The sequence below is a fragment of the Glutamicibacter sp. NPDC087583 genome, assembly GCF_044743685.1.
In the GTDB taxonomy this organism is placed as follows: Bacteria; Actinomycetota; Actinomycetes; order Actinomycetales; family Micrococcaceae; genus Glutamicibacter.
Window position 1 is genome coordinate 1,107,769 of the sequence record NZ_JBIUWY010000001.1, and the last position, 18,382, is coordinate 1,126,150.

Annotated in this window: 17 protein-coding genes; 8 read left to right on the forward strand and 9 right to left on the reverse strand. The window is 61.3% G+C overall.

Features of this window, described 5'->3' with window-relative positions; genetic code table 11:
- Positions 1–37 precede the first annotated feature (37 nt).
- Positions 38–1,648: an ABC transporter substrate-binding protein gene (locus ACIOU9_RS05270; protein ID WP_402696202.1), complete on the reverse strand. Its 1,611-nt coding sequence runs from the start codon at positions 1,646–1,648 to the stop codon at positions 38–40.
- Between the two features lie 103 nt (positions 1,649–1,751).
- Between ACIOU9_RS05270 and ACIOU9_RS05275 the strand changes: the two genes are divergently transcribed.
- Together ACIOU9_RS05275 and pepN are read left to right on the forward strand one after the other, a co-directional pair.
- Positions 1,752–2,510, forward strand: coding sequence for a FadR/GntR family transcriptional regulator (locus ACIOU9_RS05275; RefSeq protein ID WP_286172099.1), 759 nt, complete (start codon positions 1,752–1,754; stop codon positions 2,508–2,510).
- A 44-nt stretch (positions 2,511–2,554) separates the two neighbouring features.
- Positions 2,555–5,200, forward strand: coding sequence for an aminopeptidase N (gene pepN / locus ACIOU9_RS05280; RefSeq protein ID WP_402696204.1), 2,646 nt, complete (start codon positions 2,555–2,557; stop codon positions 5,198–5,200).
- Between the two features lie 29 nt (positions 5,201–5,229).
- Here the strand turns inward: pepN and ACIOU9_RS05285 are convergent, their stop codons facing one another.
- The gene (locus ACIOU9_RS05285; RefSeq protein ID WP_286172100.1) at positions 5,230–5,355 is read right to left on the reverse strand and encodes a hypothetical protein; all 126 of its coding nucleotides are present in this window, start codon (positions 5,353–5,355) and stop codon (positions 5,230–5,232) included.
- Between the two features lie 66 nt (positions 5,356–5,421).
- Complete coding sequence (locus tag ACIOU9_RS05290; protein WP_400342360.1) at positions 5,422–6,477, reverse strand: biotin/lipoate A/B protein ligase family protein; 1,056 nt, start codon at positions 6,475–6,477, stop codon at positions 5,422–5,424.
- 171 nt (positions 6,478–6,648) lie between these two features.
- Between ACIOU9_RS05290 and ACIOU9_RS05295 the strand changes: the two genes are divergently transcribed.
- Positions 6,649–8,247: a DUF222 domain-containing protein gene (locus ACIOU9_RS05295; RefSeq protein WP_332595113.1), complete on the forward strand. Its 1,599-nt coding sequence runs from the start codon at positions 6,649–6,651 to the stop codon at positions 8,245–8,247.
- Between the two features lie 751 nt (positions 8,248–8,998).
- Here the strand turns inward: ACIOU9_RS05295 and ACIOU9_RS05300 are convergent.
- From ACIOU9_RS05300 to ACIOU9_RS05315, 4 genes are all read right to left on the reverse strand, one after another.
- Complete coding sequence (locus tag ACIOU9_RS05300; protein WP_013348950.1) at positions 8,999–9,256, reverse strand: type B 50S ribosomal protein L31; 258 nt, start codon at positions 9,254–9,256, stop codon at positions 8,999–9,001.
- Between the two features lie 147 nt (positions 9,257–9,403).
- On the reverse strand, positions 9,404–10,237 hold the full coding sequence (locus ACIOU9_RS05305; protein ID WP_105657801.1) for an RNA methyltransferase: 834 nt from the start codon (positions 10,235–10,237) through the stop codon (positions 9,404–9,406).
- A 4-nt stretch (positions 10,238–10,241) separates the two neighbouring features.
- On the reverse strand, positions 10,242–11,039 hold the full coding sequence (locus tag ACIOU9_RS05310) for a sulfite exporter TauE/SafE family protein (protein WP_133833401.1): 798 nt from the start codon (positions 11,037–11,039) through the stop codon (positions 10,242–10,244).
- Positions 11,040–11,067: 28 nt separating this feature from the next.
- Complete coding sequence (locus ACIOU9_RS05315; protein WP_105657799.1) at positions 11,068–11,853, reverse strand: ABC transporter ATP-binding protein; 786 nt, start codon at positions 11,851–11,853, stop codon at positions 11,068–11,070.
- A gap of 187 nt (positions 11,854–12,040) precedes the next feature.
- Here ACIOU9_RS05315 and serB point away from each other — a divergent pair, with 187 nt between their 5' ends.
- Positions 12,041–12,961, forward strand: a complete 921-nt coding sequence (serB, locus tag ACIOU9_RS05320) for a phosphoserine phosphatase SerB (protein ID WP_332488915.1) — start codon at positions 12,041–12,043, stop codon at positions 12,959–12,961.
- Between the two features lie 161 nt (positions 12,962–13,122).
- Positions 13,123–14,871 carry a VanW family protein gene (locus ACIOU9_RS05325; protein ID WP_105657797.1) on the forward strand — a complete coding sequence of 583 codons (1,749 nt, stop codon included), beginning with the start codon at positions 13,123–13,125 and terminating at the stop codon, positions 14,869–14,871.
- A 148-nt stretch (positions 14,872–15,019) separates the two neighbouring features.
- Here ACIOU9_RS05325 and ACIOU9_RS05330 read toward each other — a convergent pair whose 3' ends face one another.
- Together ACIOU9_RS05330 and ACIOU9_RS05335 are read right to left on the reverse strand one after the other, a co-directional pair.
- Positions 15,020–15,769, reverse strand: a complete 750-nt coding sequence (locus ACIOU9_RS05330) for an SDR family oxidoreductase (protein ID WP_105661240.1) — start codon at positions 15,767–15,769, stop codon at positions 15,020–15,022.
- 34 nt (positions 15,770–15,803) lie between these two features.
- Positions 15,804–16,526, reverse strand: a complete 723-nt coding sequence (locus tag ACIOU9_RS05335; protein ID WP_105657795.1) for a beta-ketoacyl-ACP reductase — start codon at positions 16,524–16,526, stop codon at positions 15,804–15,806.
- Between the two features lie 217 nt (positions 16,527–16,743).
- Between ACIOU9_RS05335 and ACIOU9_RS05340 the strand changes: the two genes are divergently transcribed.
- Genes ACIOU9_RS05340 through ACIOU9_RS05350 form a run of 3 tightly spaced genes read left to right on the forward strand, consistent with a single transcriptional unit; the run spans position 16,744 to position 18,320 of the window.
- The gene (locus ACIOU9_RS05340) at positions 16,744–17,166 is read left to right on the forward strand and encodes a DUF3099 domain-containing protein (RefSeq protein ID WP_105657862.1); all 423 of its coding nucleotides are present in this window, start codon (positions 16,744–16,746) and stop codon (positions 17,164–17,166) included.
- Positions 17,166–17,411, forward strand: a complete 246-nt coding sequence (locus ACIOU9_RS05345; protein WP_105657794.1) for an acetone carboxylase — start codon at positions 17,166–17,168, stop codon at positions 17,409–17,411. Before ACIOU9_RS05340 ends, ACIOU9_RS05345 begins: the two co-directional genes overlap by 1 nt.
- On the forward strand, positions 17,412–18,320 hold the full coding sequence (locus ACIOU9_RS05350) for an SURF1 family protein (RefSeq protein ID WP_400342356.1): 909 nt from the start codon (positions 17,412–17,414) through the stop codon (positions 18,318–18,320).
- Positions 18,321–18,382 lie beyond the last annotated feature (62 nt).

The following is an 18,382-nucleotide window of genomic DNA, read 5'->3' on the forward strand; positions in this document are numbered from 1 at the left end:
CCGTGCCTCCCGGCCTGCTGCGCGGGGCCGGGGCCAGCTAGGCCTTGCGGTTCACGCCGACAAAGGAGATGCCGGTGGTTGGCAGCGGTTCGAAGCCTTCCAGCGCGTTTTCGTCCCAGGCCGATGGCAGCTGGCGGTGCAGCACCGGGTAGAGCGGGGCCTGGTCGGCGACGATGTTGATCGCCTTGCCCCACGCCGCCATGGCCTTGTTCGAATCATCGGTCTGGATGGCCGCGTCCAGCTGCTTCTGCAGCTCCTTGTATTCGGGTGCATCGTTCCAGCGGAAGCGGTTCTTCGGCCAGACATCGCCTCGGTAGAACCAGCTCATCAGCAGGTCCAGGTCGTTGCCGAAGACCGATGGGTCGCCCGGGGCGGCCACCACCGAGAAGGTGCCACTGTCCACGTTGTCGGTGTACAGCGCGCCGGACTGCAGGTTCTTCATGGTGACCTTCACGCCCGGGATCTTGTTCCAGGATTCGAGGATCAGCGGGGCGATGTCCTTGACCCACGAGGTGTCGGTGGTCAGCAGCTCGAATTCCAGCTTGTCCACGCCGGCTTCGGCCAGCAGCGCCGCGGCCTTCGCCTCGTCGTAGCCGTAGACCGTATCCGCCTTGATGTACTGCGGGTGGCTTTCTTGCACATAGGAGCTGGCAGCCTTGGCGTTGCCCAGCAACGCGGTGCTGATGATCGACTCGGTGTCCAGGCCGTAGTGCAGTGCCTGGCGGACCAGCGCGTTGTCGAATGGCTTCTTGGCGCAGTTGAACATCAGGAACAGCAGGCCGAAGGAATCGGCGCTCTTCACCGTGGCCTTCGAAGCCAGGCGGTCCATATCCAGGTACGGAACGTCCTCGATGGCCTGCACGCGGCCCGATTCCATGGCGGTCACGCGGGCCGCCGCATCGGAGAGCAGGAACCAGGTCATGCCGCTGGCGGTCGCCGGGTACTTGCCGTTGTAGTCCTCGAACTTCTCGAAGACGATCTTGTCGTCCTTGGTGGCCGAGACCAGCTTGTACGGGCCGGTGCCGATCGGTGCGGCGTCGAAGGCGGCCTGGTCCTTGGAAGCCACGGCCTTCGGCACGATCTTGACCACCGAGATGCGGGTCGGGAACAGCGGGAAGGCGTAGTTCAGCGTGAACGCCACGGTCTTCTCGTCCTTGGCCTTCACCGACTTGATGAAGGGGATGAACTGGGCGAACAACGAGGCGTTGCCGGTGTCCAGCACCCGCTCGAAGGAGTAGACGACGTCCTGGATGGTGACCGCTTCCCCGTTGTGGAAGGTGGCCCCGTCGCGCAGGGTGATTTCCCAGCTGGTGTCGTCAATCTGCTTCGGCTCCGCCGCTGCCAGCGCCAGGTACGGTTCACGGGTGGCCGGGTGCAGGTCCACCAGGCCTTCGAAGATGTGCATGTTGGCCGCGAACGGGGTCGCGCCGGAGGAGGTCATCGGGTCGAAACCGGTGGACAGGGCGTAGGAAATGCCTGCCTCGATGGTGCCCGTGCCGGCAGCTGCGGTGCTGCCCGCGCCACCGCTGGCTCCTGGGGAGCAGGCGGCCAGGCTGGCCGAGAATGCCGCAGCAGCGCCAACCATGCCGGTGATCTTCAGGAAATCTCGTCGTGCAAAGGGCTTGTTGGCTACTTCGTTCAAAGCCATTCTTGCCACCTCCAGGAAAATGAGTGAGTGTTGTAGGACGTAGGATGTCCGATCTATGGTCTAGACTGTAGTGGACGTCACGCCGCATGGTCAACTGCGTCACATGAACTTCTCCGCCCGCCGAGGAAAGCAGGATCCGTTGAGCACGATGCCAGCCCGCCGATCAGATGCCCGTGCCCGCCTGCGCGCGCTGACCAATGACATCACCGCGCTGATCCTGGAACGCGGATTGCTGCCCGGGGACCCGCTGCCCACCGAGCAGGAACTCATGGCCGAGCTGGGTGTGGGGCGCAACTCCCTGCGCGAGGCGATCAAGGTGCTCCAGGCCCTGGGCATCATCGACACCCGCCACGGTTTCGGTATGTTCGTGGCCCAGGAAAACCTCAACGCCCTGCATGACTCCCTCGCCTTCCGCGGGCAGATGTCGCTGCGCCACCATGGTCATGAGGCCAGTGAGCTGGTCGATGTCCGCCAGGCACTGGAAACCGGCCTGATCGGCCTGGCCATCCGCGCGGTCACCGACGAGCACCTGGAGGCCTTGGAGCAGTGCGTAAGCCAGATGGAGCAGCACGCGGCGCGCGAGGAGACCTTCGTCGAGCAGGACAAGGCCTTCCACCGCATCCTCTTCGAGCCGCTGGGCAACCAGCTGCTGACCAACCTGCTCGGAGTGTTCTGGGATGTCTACCGCACCATCTACGATGCGATCGACTCCGATCTGGAAATCACCCAGCCGGCCAAGACCGCCCAGGACCACCGCGATATCCTCGACGCGGTACGCGCCAAGGACGTGGAAACCGCCCGGCAGCTGATCTCCGAGCACTTCCACGGCATTCGCGCCCTGCTGGCGAGCCGGGAAGTTTAGCAAAAAGAACCCTAAAGCATTCCTTTCACAGCTAAGCTGGGGTGGTGGACACACTTCAACGCTATGCACCCAATGAAAACCTCAGGCGCGACGAAGCGGCCTGGCGCGCACGGAATATCGAATGGCACTTCGCCGAGGTCCAGCTCGATCTTTCCAATGCCACCGATCGCACAGCCACCAGCTTCAGCTCGATCACCACGCTGAACTTCAGCTCCAAGGATCCGGCAGCCTTCATCGACTTCATCCACGAATCCGTGGACGAGGTACTGGTCAACGGCACCGCGATCGACCTGGAATCCGCAGTGCTCGATGCACGCATCTACCTCGATCAGCTGCGCACCGACGTGCCGAACACCGTGAAGATCACCGGACGGGCGATCTACTCGCGCTCCGGCGAGGGCCTGCACCGCTTCGTGGATCCGCAGGATGGCCAAACCTACCTCTACACCCAGTTCGAGCCTTCCGAGGCGCGCCGGGTCTTCGCCTGCTTCGAGCAGCCCGACCTGAAGACCAGCTACCGCTTCACCCTCACCGGCCCGGCAGCCTGGCATCTGGCCAGCAACCAGCCGATCGTCGATGAGGTACTGCACGATGACGGCACCAAGACCGTGGCCTGCGCCCCGACTCCCCCGATCTCCAGCTACATCACCGCGGTGCTGGCCGGACCGTACCACGTGGTGCGCGGCGAGCATCTCCAGCGGCTGGATGACGGCGAAGAGCTGAGCATCGAGATGGCCGCCACCTGCCGTGCCTCGCTGGCCGGGCACTTCGACGGCGACGAGATCATCAAGCTGACCAGCCAGGGCCTGGACTACTACCACCAGCTGTTCGACTACCCCTACCCGTGGGGCAAGTACGACTCGGCGTTCGTGCCGGAGTACAACCTCGGCGCCATGGAAAACCCGGGCCTGGTCACCTTCACCGAACGCTACGTCTTCACCTCGCACGCCACCGAAGGCCAGTACGAGCAGCGCGGCAACACCCTGATGCACGAAATGGCGCACATGTGGTTCGGCGACCTGGTCACCATGAAGTGGTGGGATGACCTGTGGCTCAAGGAATCCTTCGCCGACTACATCGGCACCCTGGCCAACGACGAAGCCACCGATTTCACCACCGCGTGGACCACCTTCGCGGCGCGCCGCAAGGCCTGGGCCTACGTGGCCGACCAGATGCCCACCACCCACCCCATCGTGGCCGACATCCCGGACCTGCTGGCCGCGGACCAGAATTTCGATGGCATCACCTATGCCAAGGGCGCCAGCGTGCTCAAGCAGCTGGCCGCCTTTGTCGGCGCCGAGGCCTTCCGCGACGCCGCCCGCGCCTACTTCCGCAAGCACGCCTACGGCAATACCTCGCTGGATGACTTCCTCGAAGCGCTCGAAGCGGCCAGCGGCCGCGATATGGGCCAGTGGGCGGATGCCTGGCTGAAGACCAGCGGCGTGCCGAAGCTGCACGTCGAGTACACCACCGATGCCGGCGGCACCATCACCGCGGCATCGCTGATCCAGTCGGGCACCGATCCGGTCACCGGGCAGAAGATCGCCCGCCCGCATGTGCTTTCGGTCGGCGCCTACCAGCTGGACGGGAGCCAGCTGGTGCGCACCGACTCGGTGGACGTGGAGCTCTCCGGCGAATCGGCGGCCCTGGACTTCCTGGTCGGACGCCGGATCCCGGATCTGCTGCTGCCCAACGACGGCGATGAGACCTATGCGCTGATCGAATTCGACCCGGTTTCGCGTGCCACCTTGCTCGGCCACCTCTCGGGCCTGGGCGACTCGCTGCCCCGCGCCACCTGCTGGGCGTCGCTGTGGGATGCGGTGCGTTCGGCCACCTTGGATGCGCAAAGCTACGTGCAGGCGATCCTCGATCACGCGCACGCCGTCACCGACGCGGGCGTCTTCGGGGTGCTTACCGACCAGTTGGCCACCTCGATTTCCAAGTACGTTGCCCCCGAGCTGCGCGCGGAGCTGCGCCAGAAGGCCGCCGCAACCCTCACCGGGTGGCTCACCCGGTTCGAGGCCGGCGGAGACCAGCAGACCACCACCGCGCGCACCCTGGTTCGCCTGGCCCGTGCCGGCGTGGCTCCGGAGGTGCTCGACGCCTTCCTGGGCGAGCAGCCCAATGCCTACCAGGTCACCGTCGATGAGCAGCTGCTGTGGGGTTCCTACATCGCGCTGGCCGCTTCCGGCCGGCTCGACGAGGCCGCCGAGGCGTCCATGCACGAAGCGGCCAAGGCCAACCCCACCAGCGTGGCGCAGAATTCGGTTCGCACCGCGCTGGCGGCGCGCCCGGACCCGCAGGCCAAGGACACCGCTTTCGACACCGTGCTGATGGCGCGCGATGAACACGGGGAGCTGTCCAACGATGCCCTCTCGGCCACCGCGCTGGGCTTCACCATGGGTTCCTCCGCCCTGCTGGCACCGTTCGAGCAACGCTACTGGGCCGCGATCCTGCCGGTCTTCGAGACCATGGGCATGGAATTCGCCACGCGCGTGATCGAGGGGCTGTATCCAGGGCACCAGGATCTCCAGGGCGCCATCGAGCAGAACCATGCACTGGCTACCGCGACCAGCTGGCTGGAACGCCATGAGAGCGCACCGGCCGCCCTCAAGCGCATCCTGCTTGAGGAACGCGCAGAACTGGAACGCTCGCTGAAGGCCCAGGCCTACAGCCGCACCAGCCGCTAGGCGCTGGCCCTCCGAAGCCGGCCCGCTGCTTATCCACGCAGCGGGCCGGCCAAGAGCCGCAGGCCGTTGCCGGTGGCGCAACTGGTTCCAGTGCGGGTCTGCCCTGCGGCCGAACCCGGCCGGCCCAGCGGAGATGGCAGGGCCACAGCAACCATGGCCTCAAGCAAAACAAGGGCCTGGCCTCGAACTTGATCGAGAACAGGCCCTTGGATCTTGGCTCGCTACGGAACCCGCGCGGTCCATTGCGCGGTAGCGAATTTGGCCTCGGCCAATTCCTTCGCCGCCAGACGGGATTCGGCATCCAGCTGTGCCGGCTTGGCCCCGGTGCGCTTGGCGAAGGTGTCCATCATGACGTTGATGATCTCCATGCGATCCAGCTTTGTCTGCGACTTCAGCGGATCCACACGCTTGACCGCTGAGGTGATCCCCTTGTCGGAGATCTTCTCCCGGCCAATGCGCAGCACCTGGGTCATCTTCTCCGCGTCGATGTCGTAGCTCATCGTGACGTGGTGCAGCATCGCACCGTTGGCCAGGCGCTTTTGCGCTGCGCCGCCGATCTTGCCGGCAGGGGTCGCGATGTCGTTCAGCGGCTTGTAGTACGCTTCCAGGCCGATGCTTTCCAGCGCTTCCATCACCCAGGCGTCCAGGTACGGGTAGGAATCGGCAAAGCTCATGCCGTCCACCAGGGATTCAGGAGCGTAGAGCGAGTAGGTAATGCAGTTGCCAGCTTCCATGAACATCGCGCCGCCTCCGGAAATGCGGCGAACCACCTGGATGCCGTGCTTTTCGGCTTGCTCCATGTCCACTTCGTTCTTCAGCGACTGGAAGGAGCCGATCACGACGGCGCCTTCGCTCCAGTCCCAGAAGCGGATGGTCGGCTTGCGGGTCCCCTTGGCGATTTGCCGGGTCAGCACCTCATCCAGCGCCACTTGCTCGGTGATTGGAATGATCTCCGGGCCCAGGACTTCCCACTCGTGGTCTTCCCACTTGGTGGCGTGTCCCAGCGCGCGGCGGACGACGCGCGCGATGGCGTCTTCGTCAAAACCGAACATCACTGCGCCTTCACGCAGATTGTCGGTTACCGCATTGCGTATGGTGCTGTGGCTGGCGTCCGCTGGCAAACCGCGTAGCGCATCATTCAAGTCATCGAGTGCATCATCTGGTTCCAGGAAGAAGTCGCCATTCAATGACACTTCGGTGATCACGCCATCGGAAGTATCCAGATCTACAACGACTAATTTGCCACCGACTACCTTGTATTCACCATGATGCTTCATGGTTTCATTCTATCCCCGGCCACCCACTAGTCGAATCCACGCGCCCCCGGATTCGGTGGTTCGCAGTGGCAACATTCGACGCCGGATAACAATCGAATAAATATTCGAGAATACTTCCACATTCCGCGGATTTCCGGGCCAAACTGTCTGTTGCCGGCAGGATAATTAACTATGGCTATACCCGATTTCATCCATGACGACGATGATGAACATCGTCTACCGTTGCCCCCAGCTGGCACTCGCACAGAATCCCACAAGGATTCGTTATTCAGCGACCATCTCGAACATCACCTGTTCCATGGTCCGCTGAAGCAATTGGCAGATGAGCTCTACGACGCGGGCCCGCTCAATGGCCCCGACGACGCCCTCGAACGGCTGAAGAAAATCCAGCGCATTCAGAGCACCCTCGATGCAATGACATCTGTGCTGCTGGCCGATTCAGTAGAACAAGTCAGTGAATCATTTGCCGATATGATCGCCACCGCGGGGACCACTACCGAGGAGGAGGAACGCGAGGCTCGGAAAAGTGCTCAATACTATGGCGTTGACCGCGGCAGTGACCAGGTCATCAACTCCAACTTCATCGCAGAAGCGGCTGTCGCGCTGCGTGAGACCCCTCGCATGGTAGGCAAGCGGATGTTCTATGCCAAGGGTCTTCGCTACGCCTGCAAGGAAACCCTCACGGCTCTGGCTGCAGGAGAGATCACGCCCAAGGCAGCGCATGACATCGTGAAGTATTCGCAGGACTTGCTCCCCGAACAAATCATGCAGATGCAACGCGTGCTGTTGCCCATGGCGAAGACTGCGTCTGATGACGCGATATACCAACGCGCACGCCGGTTCCATGACAGGATGTGCCCGGAGGCCGCCGAACAAAGGCACAAGAAGTCTGAAAAGAATCGCAAGCTCACGCTATGGGATAACGAAAATGGCATGTCCACCCTCAAGTACTACAACAGTGCCGCAGTGATTCATTCCATCAAGAACTCCGTGAAGTGGCTAGCTGATCAGCATAACGATCCGCAGGATCCCCGCACCCGGGAGCAAATAGAAGCGGACGCCTTTGCAGACATCATCCTCAACGGCTGGCCGGACCGGGAAGGCACGCCCCTCAAGCCACGGGTATCCATCACGATTCCCGCGGTGGAAATGCTGGCGGATCCTACAAGGACCGTGGCTGACCTGGAAGGCTACGGCCCCATCCCACTGGGGGTCGCATTGGTGTTGGCAAAGGATGCGCCTTCGTTCCAGCGCGTGCTGACCGACCCATGGACTGGCGCCGCGATAGATGTCGAGCGAAGGCGCTACCGGCCCTCGCAGAGCCTCAAGGATCTGTTACGGCACCGCGATGAGCATTGCTGCTTCCCCGGCTGTCGCCGTCCAGCTGACCGCTCCGAGATTGACCATATAAATGGCTGGGCTCACGGAGGGCATACGACCAGGGACAATACGCATCTGCTGTGCAAGCAGCATCAAATGTTCAAGCATGCATTGGGTTGGAAAGTCGTTCCGCGTCCTGACGGATCCAAGATGTGGGTGACTCCACACGGGCTGAGCGCACTCGTTATTCCGGAAAGCGTCAAGCGTGTGGACCAATTCGATCATGTAAATGATCATTGCCCAGAGCGCCCTAAGGTCATTCCTTTGCCGCATATTCGACTCACGGCAGAAGTACGCAGGGTACTTGGGCTCAAGCCTCGCGTCGACATTCCAGACGAGGATCCCGGTCCTGAATCGCCGCCAGATGACGGCCAGAAGGAAACAGGCTGAGGACGCTATCCCGATTGACCGGTTTTTGGGTGACAGAATTTTTCAGTCACCAGCACCTCCACACCACCAATAACACCATTCACGCAACGGCGATGGAGCCAGTTGCTCGGAGCAGTGCGGCCAAGACGTCTGCTTCGACGAGTCAGCGAATCCTTATTCAGCCGCCACTGGAAACCCCGACGGCTATAGCACCGAAAAGCTCTGGGCAAACGCTCCTGACAATATTTTTCAGTCAATGGCGCCTCCAGGCAACTGCCAAAATGCCCGATGCGCACCGCTGTGCCAAAAACGGGACCTCTACGACAGTTCCGTGAAAACATTTTTCAGTCATCCCCGGCTGCCCCGACGGCTATTGCGCCGAACGACCCTGGGGCGAACGCTGCTGACAATATTTTTCAGTCACTGGCGCATCGAGACGACTACCAAAATGCCACTAGCGCATCGCGGCGCGAAAAAGGAATCCTCCTAGTCAGTTAAGTGAGAGCATTTTTCAGTCATCTCCTGCCGCCCCGACGGCTATTGAGCCGGAAGACGCTGGGGCGGACGCTGCTGACAATATTTTTCAGTCACTGGCGCATCCAGTAAACTGCCAAGATGCCGCGATGCGTATCGTGGCGCGAAAAACGAATCCTCTTAGACGGTTCCGTGAAAACATTTTTCAGTCACTGATGGACAGGTGTGCTGTTAAAGCAGCAGCGGCGTGTTTCCAAATACTGGAAACACGCCGCGAAAGCTTGCTAGGGGCGAAGTATTACTTCTTGCCGCCGAAGCCCTTGAAGCGGGCGTTGAAGCGCTCGACACGACCAGCGGTGTCCATGATGCGCTGCTTGCCGGTGTAGAACGGGTGCGAAGCTGCCGAGATTTCGACGTCGATTACTGGGTAGGTGTTGCCATCTTCCCATTCGATGGTCTTGTCCGACTTAGCGGTCGAACGGGTCAGGATCTTCTCGCCGGATGCCAGGTCGTTGAAGACAACTGGGCCGTACTGTGGATGGATATCAGCCTTCATAGCTATACACCTTTTTTGTTTATGGCCACTGGATTTTGCCAGTAGCTACTTACTCGGAAATTGTGTCCCGCATTCAGGGCTCCATGAAGAGACCTCAATGCACAGACAGTCCATCCTATCGCAAAAGCGGCGGCGGCAGAAACCTTCTTAGCGTGGCGCGGAGCACAAATGCCAGAATGCAATTGCGCTAGCGGCACCAACATTCAGGGAATCCACTTCGCGGTACATAGGGATGATCACGGTCCGGTCAACGGCGGCCAGAGCTTCATCGGTAACTCCCCTGCCTTCGTTGCCCAAGATCATGGCGACCTTCTGGCCAGACTTGATCTCTACTTCGTTTAGCGGGATCGCGTCCTCGGTCAGTTCCATGGCGAGCATCTCGTAGCCATGCCTCTTCAAGGTCTGGATGTCCTCTGGCCACGACAGCATGCGTACCCAAGGAAGGTCGAAGACCGTCCCCATTGAGACGCGGGCGCTGCGACGGTACCAGGGGTCCACGCATTTGGGGGTGAGCAGCACGGCGTCAACGCCGAGCCCTGAAGCCGAACGGATAATTGCGCCGAGGTTAGTATGGTCGGCGATGTCTTCCAAGATGGCAACGCGCGAACTGGCTTCAAGCACTTCGTCCAGATCCAGCGGTTCGGGACGATTCATCGCTGCCATGGCGCCGCGGTGCAAGTGGAAGCCGACCAGATCCTGGAGCTGCCGATCATCCCCAATGAAAATCGGCGCGTCTGGGAAACGGTTGAACTCCTCGGTTAGCTGGTCCAGATGCTTTTCGGCGAGCAAGAAGCTGCGCGGCACGTGGCCGGCGTTGATCGCACGCTGCACCACTTTGGTGCTCTCGGCAATGTAGAGCCCGTTTTCCACGTCAGTGCGCATACGCAGGTTCGCTTCGGAGAGCCGGAGGTACTCGTCGAGGCGGGAATCGGCCAGATCCGCGACCGGCAGGATCCGTTCAGGGTTGAGAATTTCAGCCACGAAGCTACACCAACTTGTAGAGCATGTTGCCCAGGGCGACCAGGCCCAGGATGACGATGACCAGGCGCAGCAGCCCAGGCGAGAGCTTGCGGCCAATCTTGGCGCCGGCAAATCCGCCGATCAGCGAGCCGACAGCGATAAGCAGGACGACGAGCCAATTGATGCGTTCCGGCGCAATGATCAGGTACATCGCGGCCGCCACGAGATTCACGATCAGGGAGAGGATGACCTTGATTGCATTGGACTGCTGCAGGGATGCTTGCAAGAACACGCCGAATACCGCCATCAGCAGGACTCCCTGCGCGGCGGTGAAGTAGCCGCCGTAGACACCGATGATGAACACCAGGATGTAGAGGACCATTGGAATCTGGGCGCGATCGGCATCATCCGGGTCGGTGCCGCCGGAAGCGGCCTGCCGGGTCTTCGCCCACTTGGCAAGACGGGGCTGGAAGATCACCAGCACCAGCGCGCAAACCAGCAGCACCGGCGCAACGATGCCGAAGACGGACTCCGGCAGGTTCAGGAGGAGCAAGGAACCGATCAACCCGCCGACCAGTGAAACCGGCACGAGTTTGAGCAGCGTCTTCTTGACGCTGGCAGCTTCTCGACGGTACCCCCAGGCACCGGAGAAGCCACCAGCAACCAGACCCATGGCGTTGGAGACGACGGCATTCACCGGAGCCATGCCCAACGCCACGAGAATGGGGAAAGTGACCAACGTGCCCGAACCGACGACGGTGTTGATAGTTCCGGCCCACAGTCCGCCAATGAAGACCAGGGCTTCGCGCCAAAATTCGATCACGTGGAATTTTCCCCTTTAGTTATTGCTGTTAGCTGCGTGCAAAAGCAGAGTAGCGTCCACCTTCACGGCGCAGGCTCAGCGGCATGCCGTAGGTTGCTTCCAGGTTCGCTTCGTTCAGCGTGGATTCGATCTCGCCGGCAGCGACAACTTCGCCGTCGCGCATCATCAGGATGTGGGTGAATCCCGCTGGCACCTCTTCAAGGTGGTGGGTTACCAGAACCAGCGCCGGGGCATCCTCGTCGGCTGCCAGTTCCGCCAGCTTGCCAACCAGGTCTTCGCGCCCGGCAAGGTCCAAGCCTGCTGCAGGCTCATCGAGGATCAGCAGTTCGGGATCGGTCATCAAGGCACGGGCGATCAGCACGCGCTTGCGCTCGCCTTCGGAAAGCTTGCCGAAAGGCTGGTTCATGAAGGTGGACATGCCCCAGTTGTGGAGCAGATGGAAAGCACGGCGCTCATCGAGCTTCTCGTACTTCTCGCGCCAGCGACCGGTCATGCCGTAAGCCGCGGTGAGTACTACGTTCAGCGCGGTTTCGTTGGCTGGAATGGAGTTGGCAACCAGGGCTGAGCTCAGGCCGATCAACGGACGCAGATCGAAGACCGACACCTTGCCCAAACGTTCGCCAAGGATATCCGCGGTACCGCGGGTTGGGTGCAGCCGGGTGGCCGCAATGTTCATCAAGGTCGACTTGCCGGCGCCATTGGGGCCGATCACAATCCACCGCTGTCCTTCTTTGACTTCCCAGGACACGTCCTTGAGCAGGTCTTTTCGCCCGCGTACAACGCTGACATCTTTGAAAGTTAGCACTTCGCTCATGGTATTCAAGATTAGACTTTTCGCCCCTGTTTCACTAATTGGAAATGCCGAACGGGGCCTGAGATCGCCGGATTGACCTGTATTGCGTCCAACGGCAATACTAGTTCGCTCCCCCAGGCCTGGTCAGCGACTTTGCGCCAACACGTCATGTTTGGTCGTAAACACCGAAGCAATGAAAAATGGTTGCATGGCTTCATCATTGGTTTTCGCATCCCGCCCCGCTTTCTCCCGCACAGACTTCAACGCTGTATTGCAGCAAGCGGCCGCCGCCGGGCTCATTCCCGCCGCGGACGAGAGCCAGATCAAAGCCAGCGAAGAGCGGCTGGTCGCCAAGTTCCGCCTTGAACAGGCCGATCAGGCGAAGCTGCAGCAGGCCGCTGCTGCATTCGTCGATGCGCAGGTCGCCGACGGCGCACTGGAATACGCGGACATGTGCGTAGCGGTGGTACCGGCCGAACTCGTCGATGCTCCGCAGCTGCTCTTGCTGATGGATGTCGATTCCACCTTGATCAAGCAGGAAGTCATCGAACTGCTCGCCGCTCACGCTGGACGGGAAGAAGAAGTGGCTGCGGTGACCGAAGCCGCGATGCGCGGTGAGCTGGATTTCGCCCAGTCCTTGATCCAGCGCGTAGCTACCTTGAAGGATCTGCCAGATACTGTCCTTGCCGAGGTAGGCCAGCGCATTGTCCTCTCGGACGGCGCCGAAGCCCTGGTCAAGCGGTTCCACGCTGCTGGGCACAAGGTCGGCGTAGTTTCCGGCGGGTTCCAGCAGATCCTGGATCCGTTGGCTGCCCATCTGGGCCTGGACCATGCGCTGGCTAACACCTTGGGCATTTCCGAGGGAATTCTTGACGGAACCGTTCACGGCCAGATCGTCGATCGCGGCATGAAGGAAACGATGCTGCGCGCCTGGGCCGAGGAACATCAGATCCCGATGACGGCAACCGTCGCCGCCGGTGATGGCGCCAATGACCTGGCCATGGTTGCTGCCGCGGGTTTGGGCGTCGCTTTCAATGCGAAGCCTGCCCTGCGCGATGAGGCGGACGTGCGCCTGGACTTCTCGCGCCTGGACGTCATCGCCGACCTAGTACTCAATGATTTGGCTTAGCGGAATCCAACAACTGCATAACAATTCTGCCGATAGCGGCTTTCGGTAACTTGATCGGTTGTTCCAGCGGTTAGTATTTCTATTGACGCGTTTAACGGCTGGCGGCATAAGTCCTAGCCGCGCGCGTAGCCCCTATCGCTTTCGAAAGAGCTACCAGACCAGTGCAGACCCCCTCCCCGGACAGTTCCTCAACTACGCCTACGCACTCCGCACAAGACAAGAAGAAGCCGAAGAGCAAGGCCAAGCCTTGGATCATTACCGGTTCTTGTGTTGCAGCCGTAGCCGCAGCATATTTCGGCGGAGCCGCCTATGTCAGTTCCCAGGTTCCAGCCAACGCGTCAATTGCGGGCGTGAACATCGGATCCATGAACAAGGACCAGGCTCGCGCCGAATTGGAACGCGAGGTACTCCCCCTGGCTGAAAAGCCAATGGATGTCACCGTCAACGGTGAAAAGTACACCCTGGATCCGGCCAAGGCCGGCCTGGAACTGAACGTTGATGAAACCATCAACGAACTGACTTCCTACGAAATCAACCCCGCCAAGCTCTACGAGCGGCTCACCGGCGAATTCCACGTCACCCCAGCGGTCGACGTGGATCAGGAAAAACTGGGCGCGCAGCTTGAAGCGCTGGCCAAGAAGGCCAATGCCGAGGTCGCCGAAGGAACCATCGATTTCAAGGATGGCACCTCGAAGCTGACCAAGCCCGTTGACGGCGTAGCGCTGAAGACCGAAGAAGCCGCCACACTGATCAGCGAGGAATGGGAAATTGCCGGCGCGGCGATCGACCTTCCTGCCGAAGTCAGCAAGCCGGCGATCTCTGCCGACGCCCTGCAGGCGTTCTACGACAAGGACGTCAAGGCGCTGCTGAAGGACGAGGTCATCCTGGCATCGGATGACAAGAAGGCGTCCATCTCGGCCGCGTCTATTGCCGCGGCGGCAAAGTACGCGCCCAAGGATGGCGCCCCAGCGATCGCATTGGATGACGAGAAGCTCTACAAGGCTGCGACGAAGAATTCAGATCTTTCCAGCACTGCCAAGGATGCGCAGATCGTCTTGAAGGACGGCAAGCCGTCCATCATCAAGTCCTCCAAGGGCATCTCGCTGGAGACCAAGGGCCTGGGCGCCAAGGTCCTGGCCGCCACCGCTGCCAAGAACCGCACTGCCGAAGTTGAGATGACCGAGAAGGAAGCCGACTTCACCACCGCAGATGCGAAGAAGCTCGGCATCAAGGAACCGATCGTCACCTTCTCCACTCCCTACCCGGCTTCCGATACCGTACGCACCAAGAACCTGCATGCCGGTTCGGCGCGCGTCAATGGCGATATCATCAAGCCCGGCGAACGCTTCTCGCTGCTGCAGGCCTTGGGCCCGATCACCGTGGCCAACGGCTATTACAGCTCCGGGGTCGTGGAAAGCGGCTTCAGCACCGAAGCCGTAGGCGGCGGACTCTCGCAGATCTCCACCCAGATGTACAACGTCGGCTTCCTGGCCGGATACGACGACATCACCCACAAGCCGCATTCGCGCTGGTTCGAGCGCTACCCCGCGGGACGCGAAGCCACCTTGTGGGAAGGCCAGATCGACATGATCTGGGAGAACAACACCCCCTACGGCGTGATGATCCAGGCCTGGGTTTCGGGCGACAAGGTCAATACCCGCCTGTGGTCCACCAAGTACTGGGATGTCTCGCAGAAGAGCTCGGGCAAGTACAACCAGACCAACCCCGAAACCAAGTACAACCCGGCCGAAAAGTGCGTCTCGGAATCTGGTGGCAAGAAGGGCTTCAGCATCGATATCACCCGCTACCGGGAAGCCTTCGATGGATCCAAGAAGCTGCCAGCTGAAACCAAGAGCTGGACCTACAGCCCATGGCACAAGATCGTCTGCGGCGACAAGCCCAAGGACTGATCCAAGCGAAATCGCCGGGCGCCTCCCTTTCGGAGGTGCCCGGCGATTTCGCTTAACCCTGCGCATTTTGCCCCAGGCACGGAAAAGCTGGCGGTCGGAACCCCTGCACGGGGTAACTGCCGCCAGCTGATGCGCGCTGCTGCGGGGCTTACTTGCCCGACTGCTCCAGGAAGTCGCCTGCGCCGCCAACCAGCTCGGTGTGGCCGGTCTCGACGTCGGCGAAGACCATCTTGGCTACCTCGGCGCCGAACTCCTCGACGGAGTACAGCTTGCCGGCAGCTTCGCGGCGGGCGTCGATAGCACCTGGCTCCATGCGGTTGAGCAGGGTTGCGGTGATGGTGCCTTCGATCATGTCACCGGAGACCACCACGAAGGTGATGTTCTTCTCGGCCAGCTTCGGGATCATTTCACGCAGTGCATCTTCGCCGGCGCGCTTGGACTTGGCCACAGCGTCGTAGGCATCCATGGTGGTTACTTCGTTGATGAAGTGCGCCTGGTGGCTGGTAACGAAGACCACGCGGCCGCCCTCGCTCAGCTGGGGCAGCGCGGCTTCCAGCATGGCCACCTGCGCGTCACGGTTCAGGCGCAGCGCATAGTTTTCGCCCATGGAGGTTTCCATGCCGCCCGAAGCGTTGAGCACGACGACATCCAGCGAGCCGAAGTTCTCAACAGCCGCGTCAACCAGAGCCTGCGGACCCTCAACGGTGGTCAGGTCGGCGCCCACGGCAACGGCCTTGCCGCCCTTTTCTTCAATAGCGGCAACAATCTTGTTGGCGCGCGGGGCCTTGGCGCGGTAGTTGACCACTACGCCAACGCCCTGCTCGGCCAGCAGCTGCGCGGTCACCGCACCGATGCCGCGCGAGGAACCGGTTACAACGGCACCTTTGAATTCACTCATGGTGGTACTCCTTTGGATTTCTTGCTTAAATCTTCTAGTGGCCCATGCCCAGGCCGCCATCAACCGGGATCACGGCACCGGAGATGTAGCCTGCTTCGTCGCTGGCGATCCAGCGGACCACGTTGGCAACCTCTTCAGGCTCAGCAAAGCGGTTGGCCGGGATGCTGGAGAGGTATTCCTTCTGGGTGTCCTCTGGCAGAACAGCGGTCATCTCGGTGTTGATGAAGCCCGGAGCCACAACGTTGGCGGTGATGCCGCGTGAGCCCAGTTCACGGGTCAGCGAGCGGGCGATGCCCACCAGGCCGGCCTTGGACGCCGCGTAGTTGATCTGCCCTGGCGAGCCGTAAAGGCCGACGACCGAGGAAATCAGCACGACACGGCCGCGCTTGAGCCGGATCATGCCCTTGGACGCGCGCTTGATCACGCGGAAGGCGCCGGTGAGGTTGGTGTCGATCACCGAGGTGAAGTCGTCTTCGCTCATGCGCAGCAGCAGGGTGTCCTTGGTGACCCCCGCATTGGCGACGAGGACTTCTACCGGACCGTGGGCCGCTTCAACTTCCTTGAAGGCCGCGTCGATCGATTCGCCGTCGGTGACATCGGCCTTGACGCCGAGCAGTCCGGCGGGAACCTCGCCGCTGCGGTAGGTAATGGCCACTTTGTCGCCGTTGGCTTCGAATGCGCGCGCAATAGCAAGTCCGATGCCGCGGTTGCCGCCGGTCACGAGGACACTGCGGCCAGTGGTTGGTTCCGTAGTCAATGTATTTCTCCGTTCATGCGCTCGCTGTCCTGGCATGGTAAATCTCTCCAAGGGCCAGCCGAAAAGCGCACTTTGCCTAGTTAAGTAGCTACTCCGTGAACAATCCTATTAGTTACTACCCAGTTTTACCGCTTCGACAGCGCGTAGAAATTACACTCTTCGTGCCGCAGGTGAGACAATGGGAGCAGATCCCGTACTGCGAAGCGAAGTCTTTTACATGTCCCCACAGCCCACGAATCACGGTTCCAGCCAACCGGAAGTTCACCGCATTACCGAAGCGCGCGAGTCCCATACCACCGAGCGCGATTCACGTGTGCGCAAATACACGATTTCCATGACCGTGCGCCTGATCTGCTTCGTTCTCGCTTTCTTCTTCGATGGCTGGCTGCGCTGGGTCTTGCTCGCGGGAGCAATTATCCTTCCCTATATCGCAGTGGTGATCGCCAACGGCGGTGCGGATCTGACCAAACGCGAACCGCCCGCCGAGTTCTACAAGGCTCCCGGCGCCGAGGCTATCGCCGCACCGGACGAAACCGCGCCGGCCGCGCAGCAGGCACCGGAACCAGAAGTGATCGACGGAAGCTTCGCCGAAGAAGCTGAACCGGTGCAACAGCCAACAACTGCTCCCAAGGAGGACTAGTGGATCTGCTAGGTTCGCTCGGCGGCTCCCCTGCCGCCGCCGAAATCCAGTGCTCGCGAAAGGGCTGCCGCAACGCCGCCAGCCACCAGCTGCTGTGGAATAATCCGAAGATCCACACCCCGGACCGGCGCAAAATCTGGCTGGCCTGCGAAGAGCACCGCGACTGGCTCGAAACGTATCTGAAGGAACGCCTGCTCTACAAGGAAACGCTGCCGATGCCGGGCAATGAAGGAGAAAGCAAGTAGATGTATCGTTTTCTGGCCAGTACCCGGTGGGTCGGCTGGCTCATTCTGGTGGCGATCTTCGCCGCCGCCTGCATTGGCTTGGGCAATTGGCAAGCCGACCGCCGTGCCGAAGTCCTCGAGGGCATCGAACGGGTCAACCGCAACTACTTCGCAGAGCCGGTCACCGGCACGCAGGCCCTGGAGAATTTCCAGGACCTGGACGAGGACAAGACCTGGATGACCGCGCAGCTCACCGGCCAATATCTGCCCGCGGATACCATAATCGTGCGCAACCGCATCAAGGCCGGCAGCCCCGGCTACGAGGTGCTGGTGCCGTTCAGGACCAACGAGGGCGGAACTGTCGTCGTGAACCGCGGCTACCTGCCGATCGGCAACCAGGAAGACGGCCACCCGGATGCTGTTCCAGCGCCACCTGCCGGAGAAGTCACTGTGGATGTGCGCTTGAAACCATCGGAAATCCGCTTGGACCGCGGCGCCCCGGAGGGCCAATTGGCTTCGATCCAGCTCGAAGACTACGCCAAGCTCCTGGACTACGAGATCGCCCAGGGCGCCTACGGCCTGATGTATGAAGAGGATCCGGCCCCGGCCACTGCGCCACTGCAGCTGGACGCTCCGGATATGGATGAAGGTCCGCATCTTTCCTACGAGATCCAGTGGTACATCTTTGGCGTGCTGGCCTTCATCGGCTTCTGGTATGCCGCTCGCCAGCAGAAGAAGCTGAACGCCGAGGATGCCGCCGAGCAAGCCGAAGCCGAGGCGCTGGGCCTGGACGAGCCGCTGCACAAGGTGCGCAAGATTCGCGCCAAGCCGGATAAGAAGTTCCGCCGTGACGGCACGCCGACCGATGAAGCCATCGAGGATGCGTTGCTCGACCAGGCCGACCACACGCCAGGGGGCCTCCCGAAGTAGCTGCGGGAAACAAGGGAACCGCGCGGCAGCTGGAATATTCCAGTTGCCGCGCGGTTCTCTGC

Bases quoted from the DNA above. Each gene is read 5' to 3' on its own strand.
- ACIOU9_RS05270 (WP_402696202.1), bottom strand. From the start codon at position 1,648: ATGGCTTTGAACGAAGTAGCCAACAAGCCCTTTGCACGACGAGATTTC.
- ACIOU9_RS05275 (WP_286172099.1), top strand. From the start codon at position 1,752: ATGAACTTCTCCGCCCGCCGAGGAAAGCAGGATCCGTTGAGCACGATG.
- ACIOU9_RS05285 (WP_286172100.1), bottom strand. From the start codon at position 5,355: ATGGTTGCTGTGGCCCTGCCATCTCCGCTGGGCCGGCCGGGTTCGGCC.
- ACIOU9_RS05290 (WP_400342360.1), bottom strand. From the start codon at position 6,477: ATGAAGCATCATGGTGAATACAAGGTAGTCGGTGGCAAATTAGTCGTT.
- ACIOU9_RS05295 (WP_332595113.1), top strand. From the start codon at position 6,649: ATGGCTATACCCGATTTCATCCATGACGACGATGATGAACATCGTCTA.
- ACIOU9_RS05300 (WP_013348950.1), bottom strand. From the start codon at position 9,256: ATGAAGGCTGATATCCATCCACAGTACGGCCCAGTTGTCTTCAACGAC.
- ACIOU9_RS05315 (WP_105657799.1), bottom strand. From the start codon at position 11,853: ATGAGCGAAGTGCTAACTTTCAAAGATGTCAGCGTTGTACGCGGGCGA.
- serB (WP_332488915.1), top strand. From the start codon at position 12,041: ATGGCTTCATCATTGGTTTTCGCATCCCGCCCCGCTTTCTCCCGCACA.
- ACIOU9_RS05330 (WP_105661240.1), bottom strand. From the start codon at position 15,769: ATGAGTGAATTCAAAGGTGCCGTTGTAACCGGTTCCTCGCGCGGCATC.
- ACIOU9_RS05340 (WP_105657862.1), top strand. From the start codon at position 16,744: ATGTCCCCACAGCCCACGAATCACGGTTCCAGCCAACCGGAAGTTCAC.
- ACIOU9_RS05350 (WP_400342356.1), top strand. From the start codon at position 17,412: ATGTATCGTTTTCTGGCCAGTACCCGGTGGGTCGGCTGGCTCATTCTG.